The organism is Brevundimonas sp. NPDC055311 (genome assembly GCF_053645695.1).
Window position 1 is genome coordinate 843770 of sequence record NZ_JBSHMV010000001.1, and the last position, 17040, is coordinate 860809.

A 17040-nucleotide genomic window follows, 5' to 3' on the forward strand; every position below is an offset into this window, starting at 1 on the left:
GCGGAAACACGAGTTTATGACCGCGAAACACGAAGTTACGGCCGCACTCCGGCCTACTTCGTCTCGCAGCGGCCCTTGGCGAACTGGGGCAGATCCATGCAGCGGCCGTCGATCGGAGCGTCCGGCTTGACCCCGATCAGATTGGCCAGGGTCGGGGCGATGTCGATGGTGCGCATGGGCAGGAAGCGCTCCTGCCCCTCGGCGCCCGGCCACCAGAAGACGATGGGCACGCGGCGGTCGTAATCCCAGGGCGAGCCGTGGCTGGAGATGGCGCCGCCGACGCGGCCCTGGCCGGTCAGGCCCGGCTGCCAGGCGCGCAGGATGTCGGGCGAACGGCCCGCCACGGCCGACAGGCGCAGGCGCTGGCGCAATGACAGCTCCTCGGGATTGTCGGAGGCCGGAACCGGCTCGGCCAGCAGTTCGTCGCGGGCGACGGCTAGGGCCACCTGCGGCTCGCCGTTCAGCAACTCGATCGCCGCGGCCAGAACCTGCGAACGCAGCGGCTCGGCCAGCGACTTGCGGTCCTTGTCGACGATGACGAAGCCGCCCGCCGAGGACACCACCGGATCGGCGTCCAGACCGAAGCGCGCCTTCAGCGCCGCGTTGACGCGAGGTTGCAGGGCGCGGTCCACTCGGCCGGCGTCGGGATAGCCCTCGATCGCCGAACGCTCGGGAAAGTCCGAACCGCCGTGGTCAGCCGTCAGAACAACGATGGCGCCGCCCGGAATGGTCGACAGCTTGTCCAGGAAAACGCCCAGCGCCGCGTCCAGACGCAGCATCTGCTCGCACATCTCCGGCCCCTGGGTGCCGTAGCTGTGGCCGATCCGGTCCGTGGCCGACAGGCTGACGCCCAGCATGTCCGTGACGCCGCGACGGCCCAGTTGCTGGCTGTCCAGCAGTTCGATTGCGCCCTCGATCGTCAGCTCGTCCAGGATGGGCGAGTTGTCGAGGCGGAAGTCGGCCGGCGGCACCTTGGAATCGAAGGTCTGGCCCGCGATGGTCCACCGCCCTTCCAGACGACGGCAGGCGGCGTTGGAATAGGTCCAGCTGGGCGCCTGTCGGGTGAAGCGGTCGATCATGCGGGCGTTCAGGGCCGTCACCGGGGCCAGACGCGCCTCAGCCGACTGGCCCGGCTCGACATAGGTGGTGAAGCCGAAATTGTCCGTCAGCCAGAAGGCGCCGTCCGCCTTGTGTCCGGCCAGGTTGATGGCGCCGCGATCCTTGCCCGACACGCCGTAGACGCGGCTTTCCGGGCTGACGGCCTTCAGCCAGTCGCCCAGGGTCGAGGCGCTCAGCTGTTCGGGGCCGACCGGGCCGTTGTCGGTGTTCTTGCCGTGGGCCAGGATGTTCTGCGGCGCGGCCAGGCAATAGGTTTCCTTGCCCGTCGTCGTGTCGATCCAGTCGTTGGCCGGAATGCCGCTGCGCGCCGGATGGGCGCCGGTCAGGACGGTCGAGTGCCCGGCGCAAGTCACCGTCACGCCGTGGGTCTGATAACCGTTGATCGAGACCATGCCCTGATCAGCCAGGGTCTTCAGCCCGCCGGTGAACTGGCTGCGGTACTGATTGAACAGATTGGCGCTCAACTGGTCGACCACCACGGTGACGATCAGCGAGGGCGAGGCCCGTTCGGCCGCCGGCGCCGTGATCGCGGGCTGGGCCGCCGTCTCCGTCGCCTGCGCGGCTGCGTTCACGGCGACGAGGCCCAAGGTCAGGCCCAGGGCGGAGGCGAGAAGGCGGCTGCGGATCATCGGAAACACCAAGCGAAGCATAAGGTCATCGAACCCCTACGCCGCCGCCATGACGGGGCCAAGACAGAGCGGCCATGAAAAAAGAGGGAGGCCGCAGCCTCCCTCGGGACTTCAGATCATCGGCTCGCCACGCCGGCGGGCCTCCAGCCACTCCCGGAAGAAGGCGCGGGCGATGAAGGCGAGCACGCCCGCGACGATGACGGGCCACATCAGAACATAGGCGGTGAGCCAAAAGGCGCTCATGGCGATCTCCTGTTAGCGGGATTGAGGAAGCTGTTGTTCGGCGCCGATCGCTGCGCGCGCCGACGCGGTCGCAAGGTCTTCGCCTTCCTCCACGTCGAAGTCCCCGGTCATGCGGGCGATGCGCGAGAAGTCGAAGCCGGTCCGGTTGGACAGGGACATGACGGTGCAGACCACGGTGCTGACGGCATAGGCGATCAGCGAACCGCTCAGCACGGCATAATCATGCAGGAAGCCGATGGCGAAGGGCGCGACGGCCAGGGCGGCGATCACCCCGACGATCCGCGCCAGGCGCGCGCCGAAGAAGCCGAAGGTCATCAGGCCCGCGACCACGCCGACGCCGACCACGGCGACGACATCGAAGACATAGCCGACCGCGCCGTCCATCGGGATCCAGCCGAACCGCACGGGGAAGAAGAGCGCCAGCGCCGCCAGCACCGAGACGGTGAAGGCCTTGTTGGTCACCTTCTCCCAATAGAAGCTGGCGATGACGGGGAAGACCAGCGCGCCCCAGATGGCGCCGACCAGGACCAGCAGGTCCAGGATGTTCATGCGGGCTCCGGCGAAATAGAGGGCCGCGCCGGTGGCGATGACCATGGTCGCCCGCCCGACGGTCAGCATCAGGCGCGGATCGGCCTTGCGCTTGCCCGCCCGGCCATAGACGTCGGCCATCATGATCGACGACAGGGCCGACAGATCGGAGTCCGCTGTCGAGGCCAGGGAGCCGATGATCATGATGAAGAAGACGCTGAGCAGCACCGGCCCGAAATAGGTCCCGGCCAGTTGCGGGATCAGGTTGTTGAGGTCGCCCTCCATCGGATTGATCCCGGCATACAGGGCCACGACGCCCAGCATGCCGATGCCGATGATCGTCGCCCCATAGCCGATGGTGGCGGTGATGAAGGTCGGCTTGATCAGGTCCTCGCGCACGGCGAACAGGCGCTGGGCGATGGTCTGGTTGCCGATGGCGTAGGCCAGGACGGCGGCGATATAGGGCGCCCCCTGATTCAGGAAGGCGTCGGACGAGAAGAAGCTGGTCTGCTGCGGCGTCAGGTTGGACGCGCCCTCAACAAAGACGGCCGGGCCGCCCATGGCGAAGAAGATGGCCGGAATGACCACCACCACGGCGCCCAGCATGGCGCACACCTGAATGAAGTCGGTCAGCACCGAGGCCCGGAACCCCGACCACAGGGTGTAAAGCAGCACGCCACCCGCGATGACGACGATGCCCTGGCTGAAGCTGAACGGCGACAGCATGGCGATCAGAGCCCCGCCGGCGATGAAGTTGGACGTCAGACTGATGACGCTGCCCAGGATGTTGGACCCCGCCAGCATCAGTTGGCTGGAACGGCCGTGCCGGGCGTACATGACCTCGGCCAGGGTGTGGGCGCGCGGCGCCACGGCGCGGATGCGGCGGCCATAGGGGTAGATGAACAGGATCATCAACGCCCCCCACAACCCATAGTGGATCGGCCCCGATATGCCGTAGACATAGCCCGAGGTGGCGGACGCATACATCGACGCCGCCCAGATCCAGGTCGCCGTCATCGAAGCGGCTGAGACGCCCAGACCGATGCCGTTGCCGGCCGTCATATAGGCGTCAGCGTTTTCCTTGCGTCGGCTGATCCTCAGAGAAATCAGCATGGTCAGGCCGAAAAACAGCACCAGGAGGCCGACCGTCAGCGGCCCGCCCAATTGTTGAAGTTGTACGTCGTCCACGCGCGCCTGCGCTCCTGTCTCTTCTACTTCCGGCGAGCCCCCGGCCCGCCATCCGCGCAGCCGCAAAGACGCCGCCGCGCCACAGGCGCAGGCAGACGGAATGTCACGGTTGCGTTCGCGCCCGACATGAATGCCCGGCGCAATGAAAGGCGCGTCGAGCGCGCCGGCGCGGCCAAACCCCTCAAGCCACGAGAAGAGACCTTAATACACCAACGGCAAAGCCGAGATAAAGTTTTTGTGCAATGCGGTAGCCTTGACAGAAATTCAGCTCCTTTCACCAAAACGAAAGAGACGAAACTCACAATCATTCATCATGATCTCAAAGGCATTGAAAATCGACCGAAATCATATTCATGAGAATCTATACTTTTATCGCAATTAATACCAAATCAGCATGAAGAATTCGGCAAAGAACGAAAGATGTATTCATCCAGCGTCGGCAGAGCGACGCCCCCGCTGGCTTGCGGCGCCGCTCCAGGCCCGGTCGAATACGCAAAACGCCTGCGTTCACGAACGCAGGCGCTGAAACGGCCCCATAGACGCATTCGTCTATGGGCAGAGCCGGATCACGTCCGGCCGATATTGGTGCGAGCGGCGGGAATCGAACCCGCACGACCGAAGTCGAGCGATTTTAAGTCGCTTGCGTCTACCAGTTCCGCCACGCTCGCGGCGTGCGCCTCAGCGCTTCGCCTCCTGTGCCGCACGAGCGGCCCGGAAGTCCACATCTGAATCGGCGATCAGGCGCACCAGGGCTGCCCAGGCGGCGACGTTCTGGGTCATCTGGGCCGGATCGATCTTGTCCAGGGTGTCGTCGGCCGTGTGGTGCAGGTCGAAATAGCGCGTGCCGTCCTGGCGCAGGCCGAAGACCGGAACGCCCGCCTGGGCCAGCGGGCCGATGTCGACGCCGCCGAACAGCTCCGCCTCGCCCGGCAGCACGCCCAGGGGATGCAGGACCCGCAGGGCGATCCTGGCGAAGTCCGTGTTCTGCGAACCGGGCGGCAGGCCCAGGGCGTAGACGCGGTCGGCGCCGAAATCGCTCTCGCCGGCGACGACGTGCTTCTCGACGCCCGCGCCGATGTTGCGGACATAGGCGCCGCCGCCGTTGCCGTGGTCGGTCGGCTGAGCGACCTCTTCAGAGCCGTACAGGACCACACGGACCGTACGGGCCGGTCGGCCCTGTTCGGCGATCAGCTTGGCCGCCGCCAGGGTGATGGCGCCGCCCGCCGCATCGTCGATGGCCCCGGCGCCCAGGTCCCAGCTGTCCATGTGCGAGCCCAGCACGATGATCTCGTCCGGACGCGAGGCGCCGACGATGTCGCCGATCACATTCTGGCTGACCGTCTCATAGGTGTGAGCGGTAGATTTCAGGCGCAAGCGCACCGTCTCGCCCATGCCGACCAGACGCGCCACCTGATCGGCGTCCGGGGCGCTCAGGGCGAAGGACGGCAGCGGCACCTTGCCCTCGACATAGCGGGTGGTGCCGGTGTGCGGCATGCGGTGTTCGTCCGACCCGGCCGAGCGCATGACGAAGGCGACCGCGCCGCGCTTGGCGGCCTCGGACGGCCCCTGGCTGCGCAGCCGCGACAGGGGGCCATAGCCCGAGCCGTCCTGCATCCGCACCATCTGGCCGCCGTCGACCACGGCGATCTTGCCGTTCAGCGATCCGGCGGGCGCCGCCAGCAGCGCATCCAGGCCGTCGAAGAAGACGACGTCCGCCTCAATTCCCTCGGCGGGGGTGGCGATGGAGTGGCCGAGGGCGGCGGCGACCAGTCTCTGGGGACGGGCGCCCAGGATTTCCGCGCTCTCCTCGCCCCGCTCCCAGCCGATCAGGGGGAAGGTTTCGATGCGGACGTTCTGGAAGCCGTGGGCGCGCATGTAGTCGGCGGCCCAGGCGGCGGCGTCCTGTTCGGCGCGCGAGCCCGCCGGGCGCGGGCCGAAGCGGGTGGTGATCTGGGTGACGTAGTCGAGGGCGATATTGCCCTTCAGCGCCTGGTCGCGCACCTGTTCGGCGGCGCGGATGGTCCCGGCGTCCTGGGCCAGAACCGGCGTGGCGATCAGGCCGAGCGCCAAAGCGCTGACGGCCATAAGACGAGCATTGAACGACAATTGCGCCTCCCCAACTCAACAATGAGGCGCGAACCCTAGCGGGCGAAGCCTGCGACCGAAAGTCTCAGCTTCGCCGCCAGGACGGAAATCACTCGCCCTTGATGAAGGGCTCGACCGGGCCTTGCAGCTTGACGGTCAGGGCCTTGCCGCGACGGTCGACGCGATTGCCGACGGCCAGGCGCACCCAGCCTTCCGAGACGCAGTATTCCTCGACGTTGGTCTTTTCCTCGCCCTTGAAGCGGATGCCTACGCCGCGCGCCAGGAGTTCGGCGTCGTGGAAGGGGCTGTCGGGATCGACCGAAAGGCGGTCAGGCAGGGCGTCGGACATGGAGAGGTCTCGCGAAAAATCGAAGCGGGCTGAATAGCCGCGCAAGGCCTGTGCGACAACCGTCGCCTATTGCACCGATTGGCGCGCGGCGGCCGGGGCCTCGGCGGCGACCGCCGCATAGGGGCGCGGACCGGTCTCGACGGGCGCCGGCGCCTTGGCCGCGGGTTGCGCCGCCGGGCGAGCGGCGGCGGGCGTCGGGGTGCGACGCGGCGCGGTCTGCTGCGCAGCGCGAGTCGGCGCGGGCGCAGGGGCGGCGGCGGGCTGAGAGGCAGGCTGGGCGGCAGGCGTCGGAGCGGGCGCAGCCTCGGTCGGCGCAGCCATGGCGGCGGCGCGGGCGGCGTACTGCTGGGCCTGGAAGCGTTTGGCCAGCTTTTCGGTCAGTTCGCGCGCGGCGGCGGGCTGCATCTGGGCCATGATGGCGGCCAGGGTGCGCGGGCGCATGGCCGAGGCGACGGGCAGGCGCACACTGTCGTCCAGAGTGGCGAAGACGGCCGCCGCCTCCTTGGGCCGCATGGCGGAATAGACGGCGACCAGACGGTCGGCCTCGGCCTTTTCCTTCTCGTCGACCTGGCCGACCAGGGCGCTGATCTCGCCCTTGAGGGCCTCCAGCGCCTGCAGCTTGGCGTCCAGCTTCTGCTCGGCGGCCACCATCAGCGGCAGGGTAGTGGCGAAATCGGCGTCGCGCGCATCCAGCTGGTCGCGGCGCTTGGACAGGGACTGGATGATCCGCAGTTCAGCCGGAGAAATGCCCGCTTGTTGGGCCAGTTGCTCGGGCGTCAGAGCGCAGACGGCGGGGGCGGGCCTGGCTTCGGCCTTGGCCCCCTCGCCTTCCGCGGCGACCGCCTCCTGAGCCCAGGCGGTCGCCCCCTGAAACAGGTCCGGCGCCACGCCCGCGGCGCGCACGGCCACGACGCCGCCGATGGCGACGGCGATCAGGGGCAGAAGGCGGGGCAGCTTGCTCATCGATCAAACTCAGCGAACGGTTCGGCGCCAAACACGCCGGGTAGGAAAAACTTCGCCCCTCAAATCGTCCGACACCGCGTGTCGGACATAGGGCGCTTAAAGGCATCAAGCAGCGAACAGGTCGTCGTCCAGACTACGACGGGCGCGGTTTAGGCTCTGTTGCGCAGCATGGTTAGCGGCCAGGGCCTGCATCACCGGCGAGGCGCGCTCGGCGACAGGCGCGGGCTTCGGCGACGGCGCCTTCATGACCGCGCGCGCGCCTTCGATGCGCTCCATCAGCGAGGCCATGCGGCGCGCGCGCGCCTCATCGTCCAGCAGGGGGGCGACCGAAGAGGTGCGGACGGGTTCAACCTCGACAACCGGCTCCATCTCGACCGGCGCGCGGGCGGCGGCGCGGCGTTCGTCCTCGCGCGTCTCGATGCGGCTGTCGGCCGGACGGGCCGGGGCGCGGGCGATCAGCACCTCCAGCTCCTGCTTCACCGCGCGGGCCTTGATGATGCGGTCGTGCAGCAGGTCCGTCTCCTGACCCGAGGCGCGCAGGGTGGCCAAGGCCTGTTCGGCGCGCCCGGCGGCGCTGTTCAGCTCGGTCACGGCGGCAGCGAAGGCCAGCTGGCCCTCGCGCAGGGTCTTGAGCTTGCGCTCCAGCTTGATGCCGTAGCCGATGGCGGCGACCAGCAGCAGCATGAGGATGGAGTCGAGGATGATGCCGGTCATGTCAGCTGTTCCCTCTGGCGATGCGGGCGGCGGCGTCGGTGCTGATGGGGCCCTCGACGCGGACGGCGATGTGCTGGCCCTTGCGGCCCATGCGGCCGGTCGTCAGCGGGATGGAGCCCGCCCGCACCGACACCTCGGACTCAGGGCTCACGTTCAGCATCAGGGTGTCGCCGACCTTCAGATCCAGCACCTTGGACAGGGGCATCTGCTGCTCGTCCAGCACGCAGCGCACCTCGGTCTCGGTGGTCCAGAGCTCGGTGGCCAGGTGGCCTTCCCAGATGTTGTCGCGCCCGAACTTCTCGCCCATGAACTGCTGCAGCAGCATCTTGCGGATGGGCTCCAGCGTCGAATAGGGCAGCAGCAGCTCGACCCGGCCGCCGCGATCTTCCATGTCGATGCGCAGCTTGACCAGGATGGCGGCGTTGGCCGGACGCGCGATGGCGGCGAAACGCGGATTGGTCTCCAGCCGGTCCAGGTTGAAGTGGACGGGGGTCAGGGGTTCGAACGCCTGGCGCGCATCGTTCAGGATGACCTCGACCATCCGCTGCACCAACGCCCGCTCGATGGTGGTGTAGGGCCGCCCTTCGATACGCAGGGCCGCCGTCCCGCGACGCCCGCCCAGCAGGACGTCGACGATCGAATAGATAAGGTTGGAATCGACCGTCAGCAGGCCGTAGTTGTCCAGCTCCTCGGCCCGGAACACCGCCAGGATGGCCGGAAGCGGGATGGAGTTCAGATAGTCGCCGAAGCGGATGGAGCTGATGGTGTCGAGGCTGACCTCGACGTTGTCGGAGGTGAAGTTGCGAAGGCTGGTCGTCATCAGCCGCACCAGGCGGTCGAAGACGATCTCGAGCATCGGCAGGCGCTCGTAAGAGACCAGGGCCGAGTTGATGATGGCGCGGATGCCGCTGCGCTCGGCGTCGTCGCCGCCGCCCATGTCGAAGCCCAGCAGGCTGTCGATCTCGTCCTGGTTCAGCACCCGTTCGGACAGGGTCGCGCCCGGATCGGCGCCCAGGTCCGCTTCGCCGCCGAAGGGGTCCAGTTCGTTGTCGGGAGCCAGGGTGTCCGTCATCCCTACTGCACCAGCATCTCTTCGATCAGCACGGCGTCGACCTTGCCCGGCGCGGCGATCAGGTTGACCCGGCGCAGGATTTCGGCGCGCAGCTGATAGGACCCGGCCGAGCCGGCCAGATCCTCAGGTCGCAGTTCGCGCAGGAAACCCTGGAACATGTCCTGCATCCGCGGGGCCTCAGCCTGCAGGTGCGAGGCGACGGCGGCGTCCTTCATCTCCAGCGTCAGGCGCAGCTTCAGATAGGTCGGGCGGCCGTCGACCGACTGAATGTTCACGATCATGTCGGGCAGGGTGTAGAAGGTCACGCCGTCGGGTCCGGCCGCCACCTTGCCCGCCCCGGTGGCCGCCTCGCCTTCCTTGCCGCCGTCCCCGTGCCCGCCCTTCTTCTCTTCCTTGGCGGGGGCCGCGTGGCCGCCGGCCGCCTCGGCGGGCTTGGGCTTCATCATCAGGAAGGCGGTCGCGCCGCCGCCGCCCAGCACCACCAGGGCCGCCGGGATGATGATGAACAGCAGCGGGATCTTCTTCCTGGCGGGCGCGCCGTCATCGCCGCCCGCGCCTTCGGCGCCGTCGCTCACGGCAGGCAGGTTCGCGTCGTCGCCGGCCGGCGCCTCGCTCTTCTTCTTGCCCAGCTTCAGTTTCAGCATGCGTAAGCCGCCCCGATCCTCACATGCCGGGTGTGGGCCGATTTTGGTTAACGAGGCGTTTACGATCGGCAAATCCTGCCGGGCGCCGAACCGTCGAAAACCGCTCAAAGCCCCATTCCACGGGCGTTAACCCTGTTGGCACGGTCGTTGCGACGCACAGCGGCGAAAGGAGCCGCCTCGTGGAAAACGCCGCCTATATCGGACTGTCGCGCCAGATGACGCTTCGCCGCGAACTGGACATCGTGGCCAACAACGTCGCCAACGCCGACACCACCGGCTTCAAGGTCGAGCAGCTGATGGTCGGGACCGAGATCGGCCAGCGCGCCCGCAACGACGCCATCCGCCCCTCGGCCAGCTTCGTGCTGGACAAGGGGGTGGGCCGCGACTTCGGCCAGGGCTCGCTGAAGCAGACCGGCCGCGACCTGGACTTCGCCATCGAGGGCGAAGGCGCCTTCTTCACGGTGCAGACCCCGACCGGCCCCGCCTATACCCGCGACGGCGCCTTCGTCACCGATCCCGAAGGACGGCTGACGACCAAGCAGGGCCTGCCCGTCCTGGCCGACGGCGCCGAAATCGTTCTGGACCCGCAGCGCGGCCCCGCCAGCGTCGCCCACGACGGCACGATCAGCCAGGAAGGCCAGCCCGTCGGCCGCCTGACCGTTGTGCGTTTCGACGCCCTGTCGGTGCTGCAGAAGTCCGGCGAGGGCCTGTATCGCAACGCCTCCAACGCCCAGCCGATGGACGCGACTGACGCCCAGGTCCGCCAGGGGATGCTGGAAGGCTCGAACGTCAACACCCTCGTGGAAATCACCAACCTCATCGAGATCAGCCGCGCCTATGAGCGCGTGACCAAGATGATCGAGAACGCCAACGACCTGTCACGCCGCTCCGTCGAGCGGCTGGGCCGGGTTTCGTAAGGGAGAGCTGAGACATGCGCGCGCTTCGCACCGCCGCCACCGGCATGGCCGCCCAGCAGTTGAACGTGGAGGTCATCTCCAACAACATCGCCAACATGAACACGGTCGGCTTCAAGCGTCAGCGGGCCGAGTTTCAGGACCTGCTGTATCAGAACGTCGAGCGCATGGGGGCCCAGTCCTCGACGCAGGGCACCGTGGTGCCGACCGGCATCCAGATCGGCTCGGGCGTGAAGGCGGGCAGCGTCTATCGCATCACCGAACAGGGCAGCCCGAACCGCACCGGCAACACCTACGACATCGCCATCCAGGGCAAGGGCTACTTCCAGATCACCCTGCCCTCGGGCGAGCTGGCCTATACCCGCGCGGGCAACTTCACCGTCAACGGCGAAGGGCAGCTGGTGACCGACGACGGCTATGCGGTCGAGCCGGCCATCGCCATTCCCCAGGACGCCCTGGACATCTCCATCTCCAAGTCCGGCCAGGTTCAGGTGACCACCGAAGGCCAGCCCGAACCCCAGGTCGTAGGCCAGCTCGAACTGGCGACCTTCTTCAACGAGGCGGGTCTGGAAGCCATCGGCGACAATCTGCTGCTGGAGACGGCGGCCTCGGGTCCGGCCACGGTCGGGGCGCCGGGCGAGGTCGGCTACGGCACCCTGCTGCAACACTATACCGAGGCGTCGAACGTGGACGCGGTCAGCGAGATCACCGCCCTGATCGTGGCCCAGCGCGCCTATGAGATGAACTCAAAGGTCATCACCACCGCCGACGAAATGCTGTCCGTCTCGACCCAGTTGAAGAGCTAGGGAAAGGCCTTAAGCCATGAAGCGCGCCCTGATCCTCGCCGCCGCCGTCGCCGCACTGGCCGCCCCCGCATGGGCCGGGCCGGTCAATCTGCTGCCCGATCCGGTCGACGACGACGGCCGCATCACCCTGGGCGAACTGTTCGACGAGGCCGGCGCCGCCTCAGGCGTGGTGGTCGGCCGTCGCGTCGGCGCCACGGCCGTTCTGGAGGCCTCGCAGGTGCAGATCGCCGCCCGCCGGGCCGGACTGCAATGGAGCAACCCCAACGGTCTGCGCCGCATCGTGGTGCGCGAGGGCGGGGCGATCCCGGCGGAGGCCTCGGCCCGTCCCGCCGCCGCCAGCGTCGGCGCCCCAGCTCCTGTGTCGGCCCGCGCAGGCGTCAACGTCGAGGTTCTGACCTACGCCCGCAGTCTGGCGGCCGGCGACGTGATCCAGCCCGAGGACGTGATCTGGGCTTCGGTCCAGTCGCACCTGGCCCCCGCCGGCGCGCCGCAGGACGCCGAGGCGGTGATCGGCCTCGAGGCCAAACGCGCCCTGCGCGCCGGAACGCCCGTCGGTCCGCGCGACCTGGCCTCGCCCCAGGTGATCGCCCGCAACGACATGGTCGAGGTCGCCTACATCAACGACGGTGTCGAGCTGACCGTCACCGGCAAGGCGACTCGCAACGCCTCGGCCGGCGAGGCCGTGCCGATCCTGAACGTCCAGTCCAACCGCACCATCGACGCCGTAGCGGTCGCCCCCGGCCGGGCCGTCGCCGGTCCCGCCGCCCAGATCGCCCGCCGCAACCCGCAACAGTTCGCCGCCCGTTGAGCGAGAGTTCCATCATGCGCCCCATCACCGTCGCCGCCCTGTCCTTGTCCGCCCTCAGCCTGGCCGCCTGCTCCACCGCCATCGAGGCGGTGAAGGGACCGGAGCTGGCGCCCATCGGCTATCCGGCCGCCCTGGTCCCGGTCGAGCAGGCCTATCTGCCCGAACCGACCTCGGCCAGCGCCAACAGCCTGTGGCGCACCGGCGCGCGCAGCTTCTTCGGCGATCAGCGTGCGCGGCGCGTCGGCGACATCCTGACCGTCTCCATCGACATCAACGACCGCGCCCAGACCCAGAACACCACCCAGCGCAACCGCACCAACAGCGCCTCGGGCGGGGTGACCAACTTCTTCGGTCTGGAGAACAGCCTTGGCCGCGCCTTCCCCGGCGGCTTCGACGCCGCAAACATGATCGGCACGGAAGGGGCGGTGAACGCCAACGGTTCGGGCAGCGTCAACCGCTCCGAGCGGGTGAACCTGACGGTCGCAGCCGTCGTCACCGCCGTCATGCCCAACGGCAACCTGGTCATCCAGGGTCGGCAAGAAGTGCGCACCAACCGCGAGGTGCGCGAGCTGACCGTGGCCGGCATCGTCCGGCCCGAGGACATCTCCAGCGCGAACACCATCCGCCACAGCCAGATCGCCGAGGCGCGCATCAGCTACGGCGGGCGCGGCGACATCAGCCGGATGCAGGCGACGCCCGCCGCTCAGTCCCTGGTCGAGCGGTTCAGCCCGTTCTGACCTGCGTTCACCGAAACGTGTGATTCCGGCCGCACCACATCACTGAATCGCGCGCGGCCCAGCGGAGCCGTGAACTCTTAACAAGCGACCCGCGTTTGTTCTGTCGAACGCGAGTGAGCTTGTCATGCGTAAAACCGTCTTTCCCATCCTGGCCGCCGTGGGCCTGGCCGCCGTTGCGGCCCACGCGGCGACCTATGTTCCCTCCTCGCCCCGCCACGGCGGCGAGGCCGCCGCCGGCTGGCACATGCTGCACGAGGGGCCGATGGCCAAACTGGCCTATGGCCTGCCGGATTCAGACCAGTTGGCCCTGATGCTGACCTGCGCGCCGGGCGACGGCGCCGCCGTGGTCTATGGCGACGTCCAGCCGCGCAGCGCGGGCCTGATTCTGGCTTCGCACGGGCCGCAGCTCATCGATCCGCTGTCGAACGGCGAGGCCTTCGAGGCGCGCCTGCCGATCGGCGACGCGGCCCTGACCGGCCTGGCGCGAGGCGGCCGGATGACCGTCCAGACCGAGGCCGGCGACCGCCAGTTGACCGCCACCCGCGCCGAGCGGCGCATGGTGCAGGGGTTTCTTAGCTATTGCGCTTCGGGACATGCCTGACCACAGTCCCCCCGTTTTCCTCAGCGGGGGCTGAAACATGACCTCACTGCTCGGCCTCGCCCAGGCCATGGCGCTCGCCCTGGCCGTCCAGGCGGCCCCTCAGAACGGCGCGCAACCGCCCGCCGAACGTCCGCAGGCCGCGACGCCCGCACGATCGACGCGCGCGTCGGAAGGCTGGACCTGGACCCTCTACAGCGGCGACGGCCCTCTGGTCCTGGCCAATGAGATTCCCGACACGCCGCGCCTGCGCACCACGCTGGAATGCGCGCCGGGCTCCAGCGTCGTGCGACTGGCCTTCCATGACGCGCCGGGCGCCGACGGCTTCGCCGTCATCCGCTCCGGCGCCGCCTCGGCCGAGGTGGAGGCGCGCGCTCGACGCGGGCGGCTGGAGGCGACCCTGCGCGCCGACCATCCCGTTTTCGCCGCCTTCCTGGCCTCCGGACGGCTGACCCTGTCTCTCGGCGACCAGACCAAGGCCGTCGAGATCGATCGGGCGAATCTGTCCAAGCTGCGCCGCTTCGCCGAACTGTGCACCGGATAAGGACGACGATGCGCCCCGCCCGCTGGCCGACCGCCGCCGCCTTCACCCTCATGGCCGCCCTTTCCGCCGCCCTGAGCGCCTGCGCGCCCAGCGTCCCCTCGCTGAAGGCGAGCGGCGCGCCCGTGCCCGTCGCGGGCTACGACTGGTTCCTGAACGAAGACCCGGACGAGCCGCGCCTGTCCTATGGCCTGGCCCAGTCGGACGACGTGCCGCTCAGCCTCATGTGCGCGCCCGGTTCGGGCAAGATCGGCCTGTCCCTGGCTGCGGACCCGGCGCCCGCCCGCCGCTCCATCACCCTGGAATCGGGCGGCGACACAGAAACCTACGCCGCACGCGTCGAAGCGGCCGACATGCACGACGGCGTCCACCTGATCGCCTCCGCTCCCGCCTCCGATCCCGTCTTCCAGCGGTTTCACCGCCTCGGCTGGCTGGCGGTGTGGGACGGCGACCAGCGCGCGATGATGGCCGCCCAGCCCGGTTCGGAAGGCCGTGCGGCGCGTTTCCTGGAGTTGTGTCGCTGAAGGCTTGACCGCAGCGGCGACGTCCGCTCCCCTCCCCGCCAGTTCTTGGGAGGGCTTTAGTTCATGCGTCATCTTCTTCTCGCCGCCGGGATCGGCCTGTCGAGCCTTGCAGGCGCCGCCGCTCTGCCGACCCAGGCCGCCGTCGTTCAAAGCCCTTCGCCCGCTGCCGCGCTGGACGCCCTGCTGGTCGATTATGAGGCGTATCTGCGCCAGAACGATCCCATCGGTTCGGGCATGGACGGCGACCGCGCCGCCCTGTCGCGTCTGCCCGACGCCAGCCGTGCGGGCGAACTGGCCCGTCGCACGCCGCTTAACGCCCTGAAGGCGCGGCTGGAGGCCATCAACCCGGCCTCGCTGGACGAAGCCCACCGGCTGAACCACGCCTTCGTCGGCTATCTGATCGGCCGCGAGTTGGAGCGGATCGAACTGGATCCGTCGCGTCTGGCCTTTGATTCTGAAGGCGGTCCCGGCCAGCTTCTGGCCTATCTGGCGCCGGCCACGCGCATCGCCACGGCGGCCGACGCCGAGGCCTGGCTAAAGCGTCTGGAGGCGGCGCCCGCCTATTACGACGCGGGGATCGCCAACACCCGGCGCGGGTTGGAGACCGGCCTGATCCAGGCCCGTTCCGTCGTTGACAGCGCCCTGGCCCAGGCCGAGCGCGACCTGAAACCGGGCGAAGCGGGCGATGTCCTGCTGCGCCCGTTCAACGCCCTGCCCGCCACCATCCCCGCCGCCCAGCAGGAACAATTCCGCGACCGCGCCCGCGCCCTGGTCGAGGGGCCGATCGCCGCCCGCCGCATCGCCTGGCGCGACCTGCTGCGCGACGAATACGCGCCCAAGGCCCCGCATGAGCCGGGCCTGGTCCACCGCCCCGGCGGTCGCGACCTGTACGCCTTCCTGGTCCGCAGCCACACCACCACCGACCTGACGCCCGATCAGGTGCATCAGATCGGCGTTGAAGAAGTCGCCCGCATCCGCGCCCGCATGGAGACGGAAATGCGCGCCGCCGGCTGGATCGGCGACTTCGCCGGCTTCCTGACCTTCCTGCGCACCGACCCGCAATTCTATGCCCAGTCGCGCGAAGAACTGCTGGAGAAAGCGTCCGAAATCGCCAAGCGCTCGGACGACCGCCTGCCGTCGCTGTTCGCCACCCTGCCGCGCCTGCCCTATGGCGTGCGTCCGGTGCCGATCGAGATGGAGGAGACCTACACCACCGGCCGCTACAACTCCGGCTCGATGGCGACGGGCGTGGCCGGGGGCTACATCGTCAACACCGGCAAGCTGGACCAGCGGCCCCTGTATGAACTGCCCGCCCTCACGGTGCACGAGGCCGTTCCGGGCCACCACCTGCAGATAGCCCTGCAGCAGGAAGCCGCCGACCAGCCCTATTACCGCCGCCGCGCCTCGGTGACGGCCTTCAGCGAAGGCTGGGGCCTGTATTCCGAGTTCCTGGGCGAGGAGATGGGCATCTATCGCACGCCCTATGAGCGGTTCGGCCGCCTCAGCTATGAGATGTGGCGCGCCTGTCGTCTGGTGGCCGACACCGGCCTGCACTGGCTGGGCTGGAGCGAGGAACAGGCCCGCGCCTGCTTCCGCAACAACTCGGCCCTGTCGGCGCACAACATCGAGACCGAACTGCAGCGCTACATCGGCGATCCCGGCCAGGCCACGGCCTATAAGATCGGCGAGATCCGCCTGCGCGATATCCGCCAGAAGGCCGAGCGCGAACTGGGCGACCGTTTCGACGTGCGGACCTTCCACGACGCCCTGCTGGTCGACGGCGCCCTGCCCCTGGCCCTGCTGGATGCGCGCATGGATCGCTGGATCGCCGAACAGAAGACCGCCTCCCAGTAAGAAAGCGTCCCTCCGACATGAATTTCATCAAGCGCATCTTCGGCTCTGTGCAGCCGCGCTATCTGATCCGCGCCTATGTGCTCAGCGCCGCCTTCATGGCCTTCATGATCTGGATGGTGCTGTCGCTGGACAGCGCCAAGCCGATGCATGACCGGGCCGTGACCCTGGCCGTGTTCGGCGTCGGCGCCCTGCTGTTTCCCTTCTCCAAACTGGTCTGGGACGAGATCAAGCGGGTGATGATGGGCGAGACCGTCTTCTTCATGAACGCCTTCATCCTGATGTTCCTGAAGCTGATCGTGAACCTCTTCCTGTGGGGCTTCTCGATCTTCATCGCGCCCCTGGGGATTCTCTACCTGTGGTTCCGGTCGCGGAACGCCGCCGCCTAAAGCCCCAGTTCGGCCCGCGCCTTCTTCGTCAGCTTGGCCGCGATCAGGGCGTGGGCCGATTTCAGATGATCGGCCAGCTCGTCGTCCGGCCAGTCGCCCGGATCGGCCAGATGCACCCATTTCGCCCGCGCCAGATAGGGGGCCGGCGCGGCCCGCCCCTCCTCGGTCAGCACTGCATAGGCGATATCGGAGACCTTGAACGACAGCCCGCCTTCGGTCCCGATCAGGGCGAACATCTTGCCCCCGACCTTATAGGCGTCATGGCCCGGCCCGAACGGGTGATCCATCGTCGCCGCCGGCAAGGCCAGGCAGACCTCTCCCACCCCCGCGCGATCCAT

The 17040-nt window shown here is 68.4% G+C and carries 19 protein-coding genes and 1 tRNA gene; 9 read left to right on the forward strand and 11 right to left on the reverse strand.

What is annotated here, in order from left to right; translation table 11 throughout:
• Positions 1–53: 53 nt before the first annotated feature.
• The 10 genes from ACWIDZ_RS03975 to ACWIDZ_RS04020 form a co-directional block, all read right to left on the reverse strand.
• Positions 54–1748 carry an alkaline phosphatase family protein gene (locus tag ACWIDZ_RS03975; protein ID WP_453988852.1) on the reverse strand — a complete coding sequence of 565 codons (1695 nt, stop codon included), beginning with the start codon at positions 1746–1748 and terminating at the stop codon, positions 54–56.
• 111 nt (positions 1749–1859) lie between these two features.
• Positions 1860–1991 (reverse strand): putative transporter small subunit, encoded by a 132-nt coding sequence (locus tag ACWIDZ_RS03980; RefSeq protein WP_291776856.1) that lies wholly within the window; start codon positions 1989–1991, stop codon positions 1860–1862.
• Between the two features lie 12 nt (positions 1992–2003).
• A complete protein-coding gene (locus ACWIDZ_RS03985) occupies positions 2004–3707 on the reverse strand; it encodes a sodium:solute symporter family protein (RefSeq protein WP_453988853.1) in 1704 nt (567 codons plus the stop codon).
• Positions 3708–4290: 583 nt separating this feature from the next.
• Positions 4291–4375, reverse strand: a tRNA-Leu gene (locus ACWIDZ_RS03990).
• Positions 4376–4385: 10 nt separating this feature from the next.
• Positions 4386–5792, reverse strand: a complete 1407-nt coding sequence (locus ACWIDZ_RS03995; protein WP_453989147.1) for a M28 family peptidase — start codon at positions 5790–5792, stop codon at positions 4386–4388.
• 109 nt (positions 5793–5901) lie between these two features.
• Positions 5902–6141, reverse strand: a complete 240-nt coding sequence (locus ACWIDZ_RS04000) for a DUF3297 family protein (protein ID WP_024354808.1) — start codon at positions 6139–6141, stop codon at positions 5902–5904.
• 66 nt (positions 6142–6207) lie between these two features.
• Positions 6208–7104, reverse strand: a complete 897-nt coding sequence (locus tag ACWIDZ_RS04005; RefSeq protein ID WP_453988854.1) for a MotE family protein — start codon at positions 7102–7104, stop codon at positions 6208–6210.
• A 105-nt stretch (positions 7105–7209) separates the two neighbouring features.
• Entirely contained in the window at positions 7210–7818 is a 609-nt protein-coding gene (locus ACWIDZ_RS04010; protein ID WP_346487157.1) for a DUF6468 domain-containing protein, read from the reverse strand.
• A 1-nt stretch (position 7819) separates the two neighbouring features.
• Positions 7820–8890, reverse strand: coding sequence for a flagellar motor switch protein FliM (fliM, locus tag ACWIDZ_RS04015; protein ID WP_291776873.1), 1071 nt, complete (start codon positions 8888–8890; stop codon positions 7820–7822).
• A gap of 2 nt (positions 8891–8892) precedes the next feature.
• Positions 8893–9534, reverse strand: a complete 642-nt coding sequence (locus ACWIDZ_RS04020; protein ID WP_312218445.1) for a flagellar basal body-associated FliL family protein — start codon at positions 9532–9534, stop codon at positions 8893–8895.
• 179 nt (positions 9535–9713) lie between these two features.
• Between ACWIDZ_RS04020 and flgF the strand changes: the two genes are divergently transcribed.
• The 9 genes from flgF (at position 9714) to ACWIDZ_RS04065 (ending at position 16702) form a co-directional block, all read left to right on the forward strand.
• Complete coding sequence (gene flgF / locus ACWIDZ_RS04025) at positions 9714–10451, forward strand: flagellar basal-body rod protein FlgF (RefSeq protein ID WP_312218447.1); 738 nt, start codon at positions 9714–9716, stop codon at positions 10449–10451.
• A gap of 14 nt (positions 10452–10465) precedes the next feature.
• Positions 10466–11254: a flagellar basal-body rod protein FlgG gene (gene flgG, locus ACWIDZ_RS04030; RefSeq protein WP_291776879.1), complete on the forward strand. Its 789-nt coding sequence runs from the start codon at positions 10466–10468 to the stop codon at positions 11252–11254.
• 16 nt (positions 11255–11270) lie between these two features.
• Positions 11271–12062, forward strand: a complete 792-nt coding sequence (flgA, locus tag ACWIDZ_RS04035; RefSeq protein ID WP_453988855.1) for a flagellar basal body P-ring formation chaperone FlgA — start codon at positions 11271–11273, stop codon at positions 12060–12062.
• Between the two features lie 11 nt (positions 12063–12073).
• Positions 12074–12799: a flagellar basal body L-ring protein FlgH gene (gene flgH, locus ACWIDZ_RS04040; protein ID WP_256968228.1), complete on the forward strand. Its 726-nt coding sequence runs from the start codon at positions 12074–12076 to the stop codon at positions 12797–12799.
• Between the two features lie 124 nt (positions 12800–12923).
• Positions 12924–13400 carry a hypothetical protein gene (locus ACWIDZ_RS04045; RefSeq protein ID WP_291776884.1) on the forward strand — a complete coding sequence of 159 codons (477 nt, stop codon included), beginning with the start codon at positions 12924–12926 and terminating at the stop codon, positions 13398–13400.
• Positions 13401–13437: 37 nt separating this feature from the next.
• The gene (locus tag ACWIDZ_RS04050) at positions 13438–13941 is read left to right on the forward strand and encodes a hypothetical protein (protein WP_291776885.1); all 504 of its coding nucleotides are present in this window, start codon (positions 13438–13440) and stop codon (positions 13939–13941) included.
• A gap of 8 nt (positions 13942–13949) precedes the next feature.
• Positions 13950–14462 (forward strand): hypothetical protein, encoded by a 513-nt coding sequence (locus ACWIDZ_RS04055; protein ID WP_453988856.1) that lies wholly within the window; start codon positions 13950–13952, stop codon positions 14460–14462.
• 63 nt (positions 14463–14525) lie between these two features.
• On the forward strand, positions 14526–16316 hold the full coding sequence (locus ACWIDZ_RS04060) for a DUF885 domain-containing protein (protein WP_453988857.1): 1791 nt from the start codon (positions 14526–14528) through the stop codon (positions 16314–16316).
• Positions 16317–16333: 17 nt separating this feature from the next.
• On the forward strand, positions 16334–16702 hold the full coding sequence (locus tag ACWIDZ_RS04065; protein WP_453988858.1) for a hypothetical protein: 369 nt from the start codon (positions 16334–16336) through the stop codon (positions 16700–16702).
• On the opposite strand, the gene ACWIDZ_RS04070 is transcribed toward ACWIDZ_RS04065, so the two are convergent.
• On the reverse strand, positions 16699–17040 hold the full coding sequence (locus ACWIDZ_RS04070; protein ID WP_453988859.1) for an MmcQ/YjbR family DNA-binding protein: 342 nt from the start codon (positions 17038–17040) through the stop codon (positions 16699–16701). The genes ACWIDZ_RS04065 and ACWIDZ_RS04070 overlap by 4 nt on opposite strands.

What these genes read in the sequence shown, in the direction of transcription:
- ACWIDZ_RS04000 (WP_024354808.1), bottom strand. Translation starts at nt 6,141, where the DNA reads ATGTCCGACGCCCTGCCTGACCGCCTTTCGGTCGATCCCGACAGCCCC.
- flgG (WP_291776879.1), top strand. Translation starts at nt 10,466, where the DNA reads ATGCGCGCGCTTCGCACCGCCGCCACCGGCATGGCCGCCCAGCAGTTG.
- flgA (WP_453988855.1), top strand. Translation starts at nt 11,271, where the DNA reads ATGAAGCGCGCCCTGATCCTCGCCGCCGCCGTCGCCGCACTGGCCGCC.
- ACWIDZ_RS04010 (WP_346487157.1), bottom strand. Translation starts at nt 7,818, where the DNA reads ATGACCGGCATCATCCTCGACTCCATCCTCATGCTGCTGCTGGTCGCC.
- ACWIDZ_RS04005 (WP_453988854.1), bottom strand. Translation starts at nt 7,104, where the DNA reads ATGAGCAAGCTGCCCCGCCTTCTGCCCCTGATCGCCGTCGCCATCGGC.
- ACWIDZ_RS03975 (WP_453988852.1), bottom strand. Translation starts at nt 1,748, where the DNA reads ATGATCCGCAGCCGCCTTCTCGCCTCCGCCCTGGGCCTGACCTTGGGC.
- ACWIDZ_RS03995 (WP_453989147.1), bottom strand. Translation starts at nt 5,792, where the DNA reads ATGGCCGTCAGCGCTTTGGCGCTCGGCCTGATCGCCACGCCGGTTCTG.
- ACWIDZ_RS04045 (WP_291776884.1), top strand. Translation starts at nt 12,924, where the DNA reads ATGCGTAAAACCGTCTTTCCCATCCTGGCCGCCGTGGGCCTGGCCGCC.
- ACWIDZ_RS04060 (WP_453988857.1), top strand. Translation starts at nt 14,526, where the DNA reads ATGCGTCATCTTCTTCTCGCCGCCGGGATCGGCCTGTCGAGCCTTGCA.
- fliM (WP_291776873.1), bottom strand. Translation starts at nt 8,890, where the DNA reads ATGACGGACACCCTGGCTCCCGACAACGAACTGGACCCCTTCGGCGGC.
- ACWIDZ_RS04065 (WP_453988858.1), top strand. Translation starts at nt 16,334, where the DNA reads ATGAATTTCATCAAGCGCATCTTCGGCTCTGTGCAGCCGCGCTATCTG.
- ACWIDZ_RS03980 (WP_291776856.1), bottom strand. Translation starts at nt 1,991, where the DNA reads ATGAGCGCCTTTTGGCTCACCGCCTATGTTCTGATGTGGCCCGTCATC.
- ACWIDZ_RS04020 (WP_312218445.1), bottom strand. Translation starts at nt 9,534, where the DNA reads ATGCTGAAACTGAAGCTGGGCAAGAAGAAGAGCGAGGCGCCGGCCGGC.
- ACWIDZ_RS04070 (WP_453988859.1), bottom strand. Translation starts at nt 17,040, where the DNA reads ATGGATCGCGCGGGGGTGGGAGAGGTCTGCCTGGCCTTGCCGGCGGCG.
- ACWIDZ_RS04055 (WP_453988856.1), top strand. Translation starts at nt 13,950, where the DNA reads ATGCGCCCCGCCCGCTGGCCGACCGCCGCCGCCTTCACCCTCATGGCC.
- ACWIDZ_RS04050 (WP_291776885.1), top strand. Translation starts at nt 13,438, where the DNA reads ATGACCTCACTGCTCGGCCTCGCCCAGGCCATGGCGCTCGCCCTGGCC.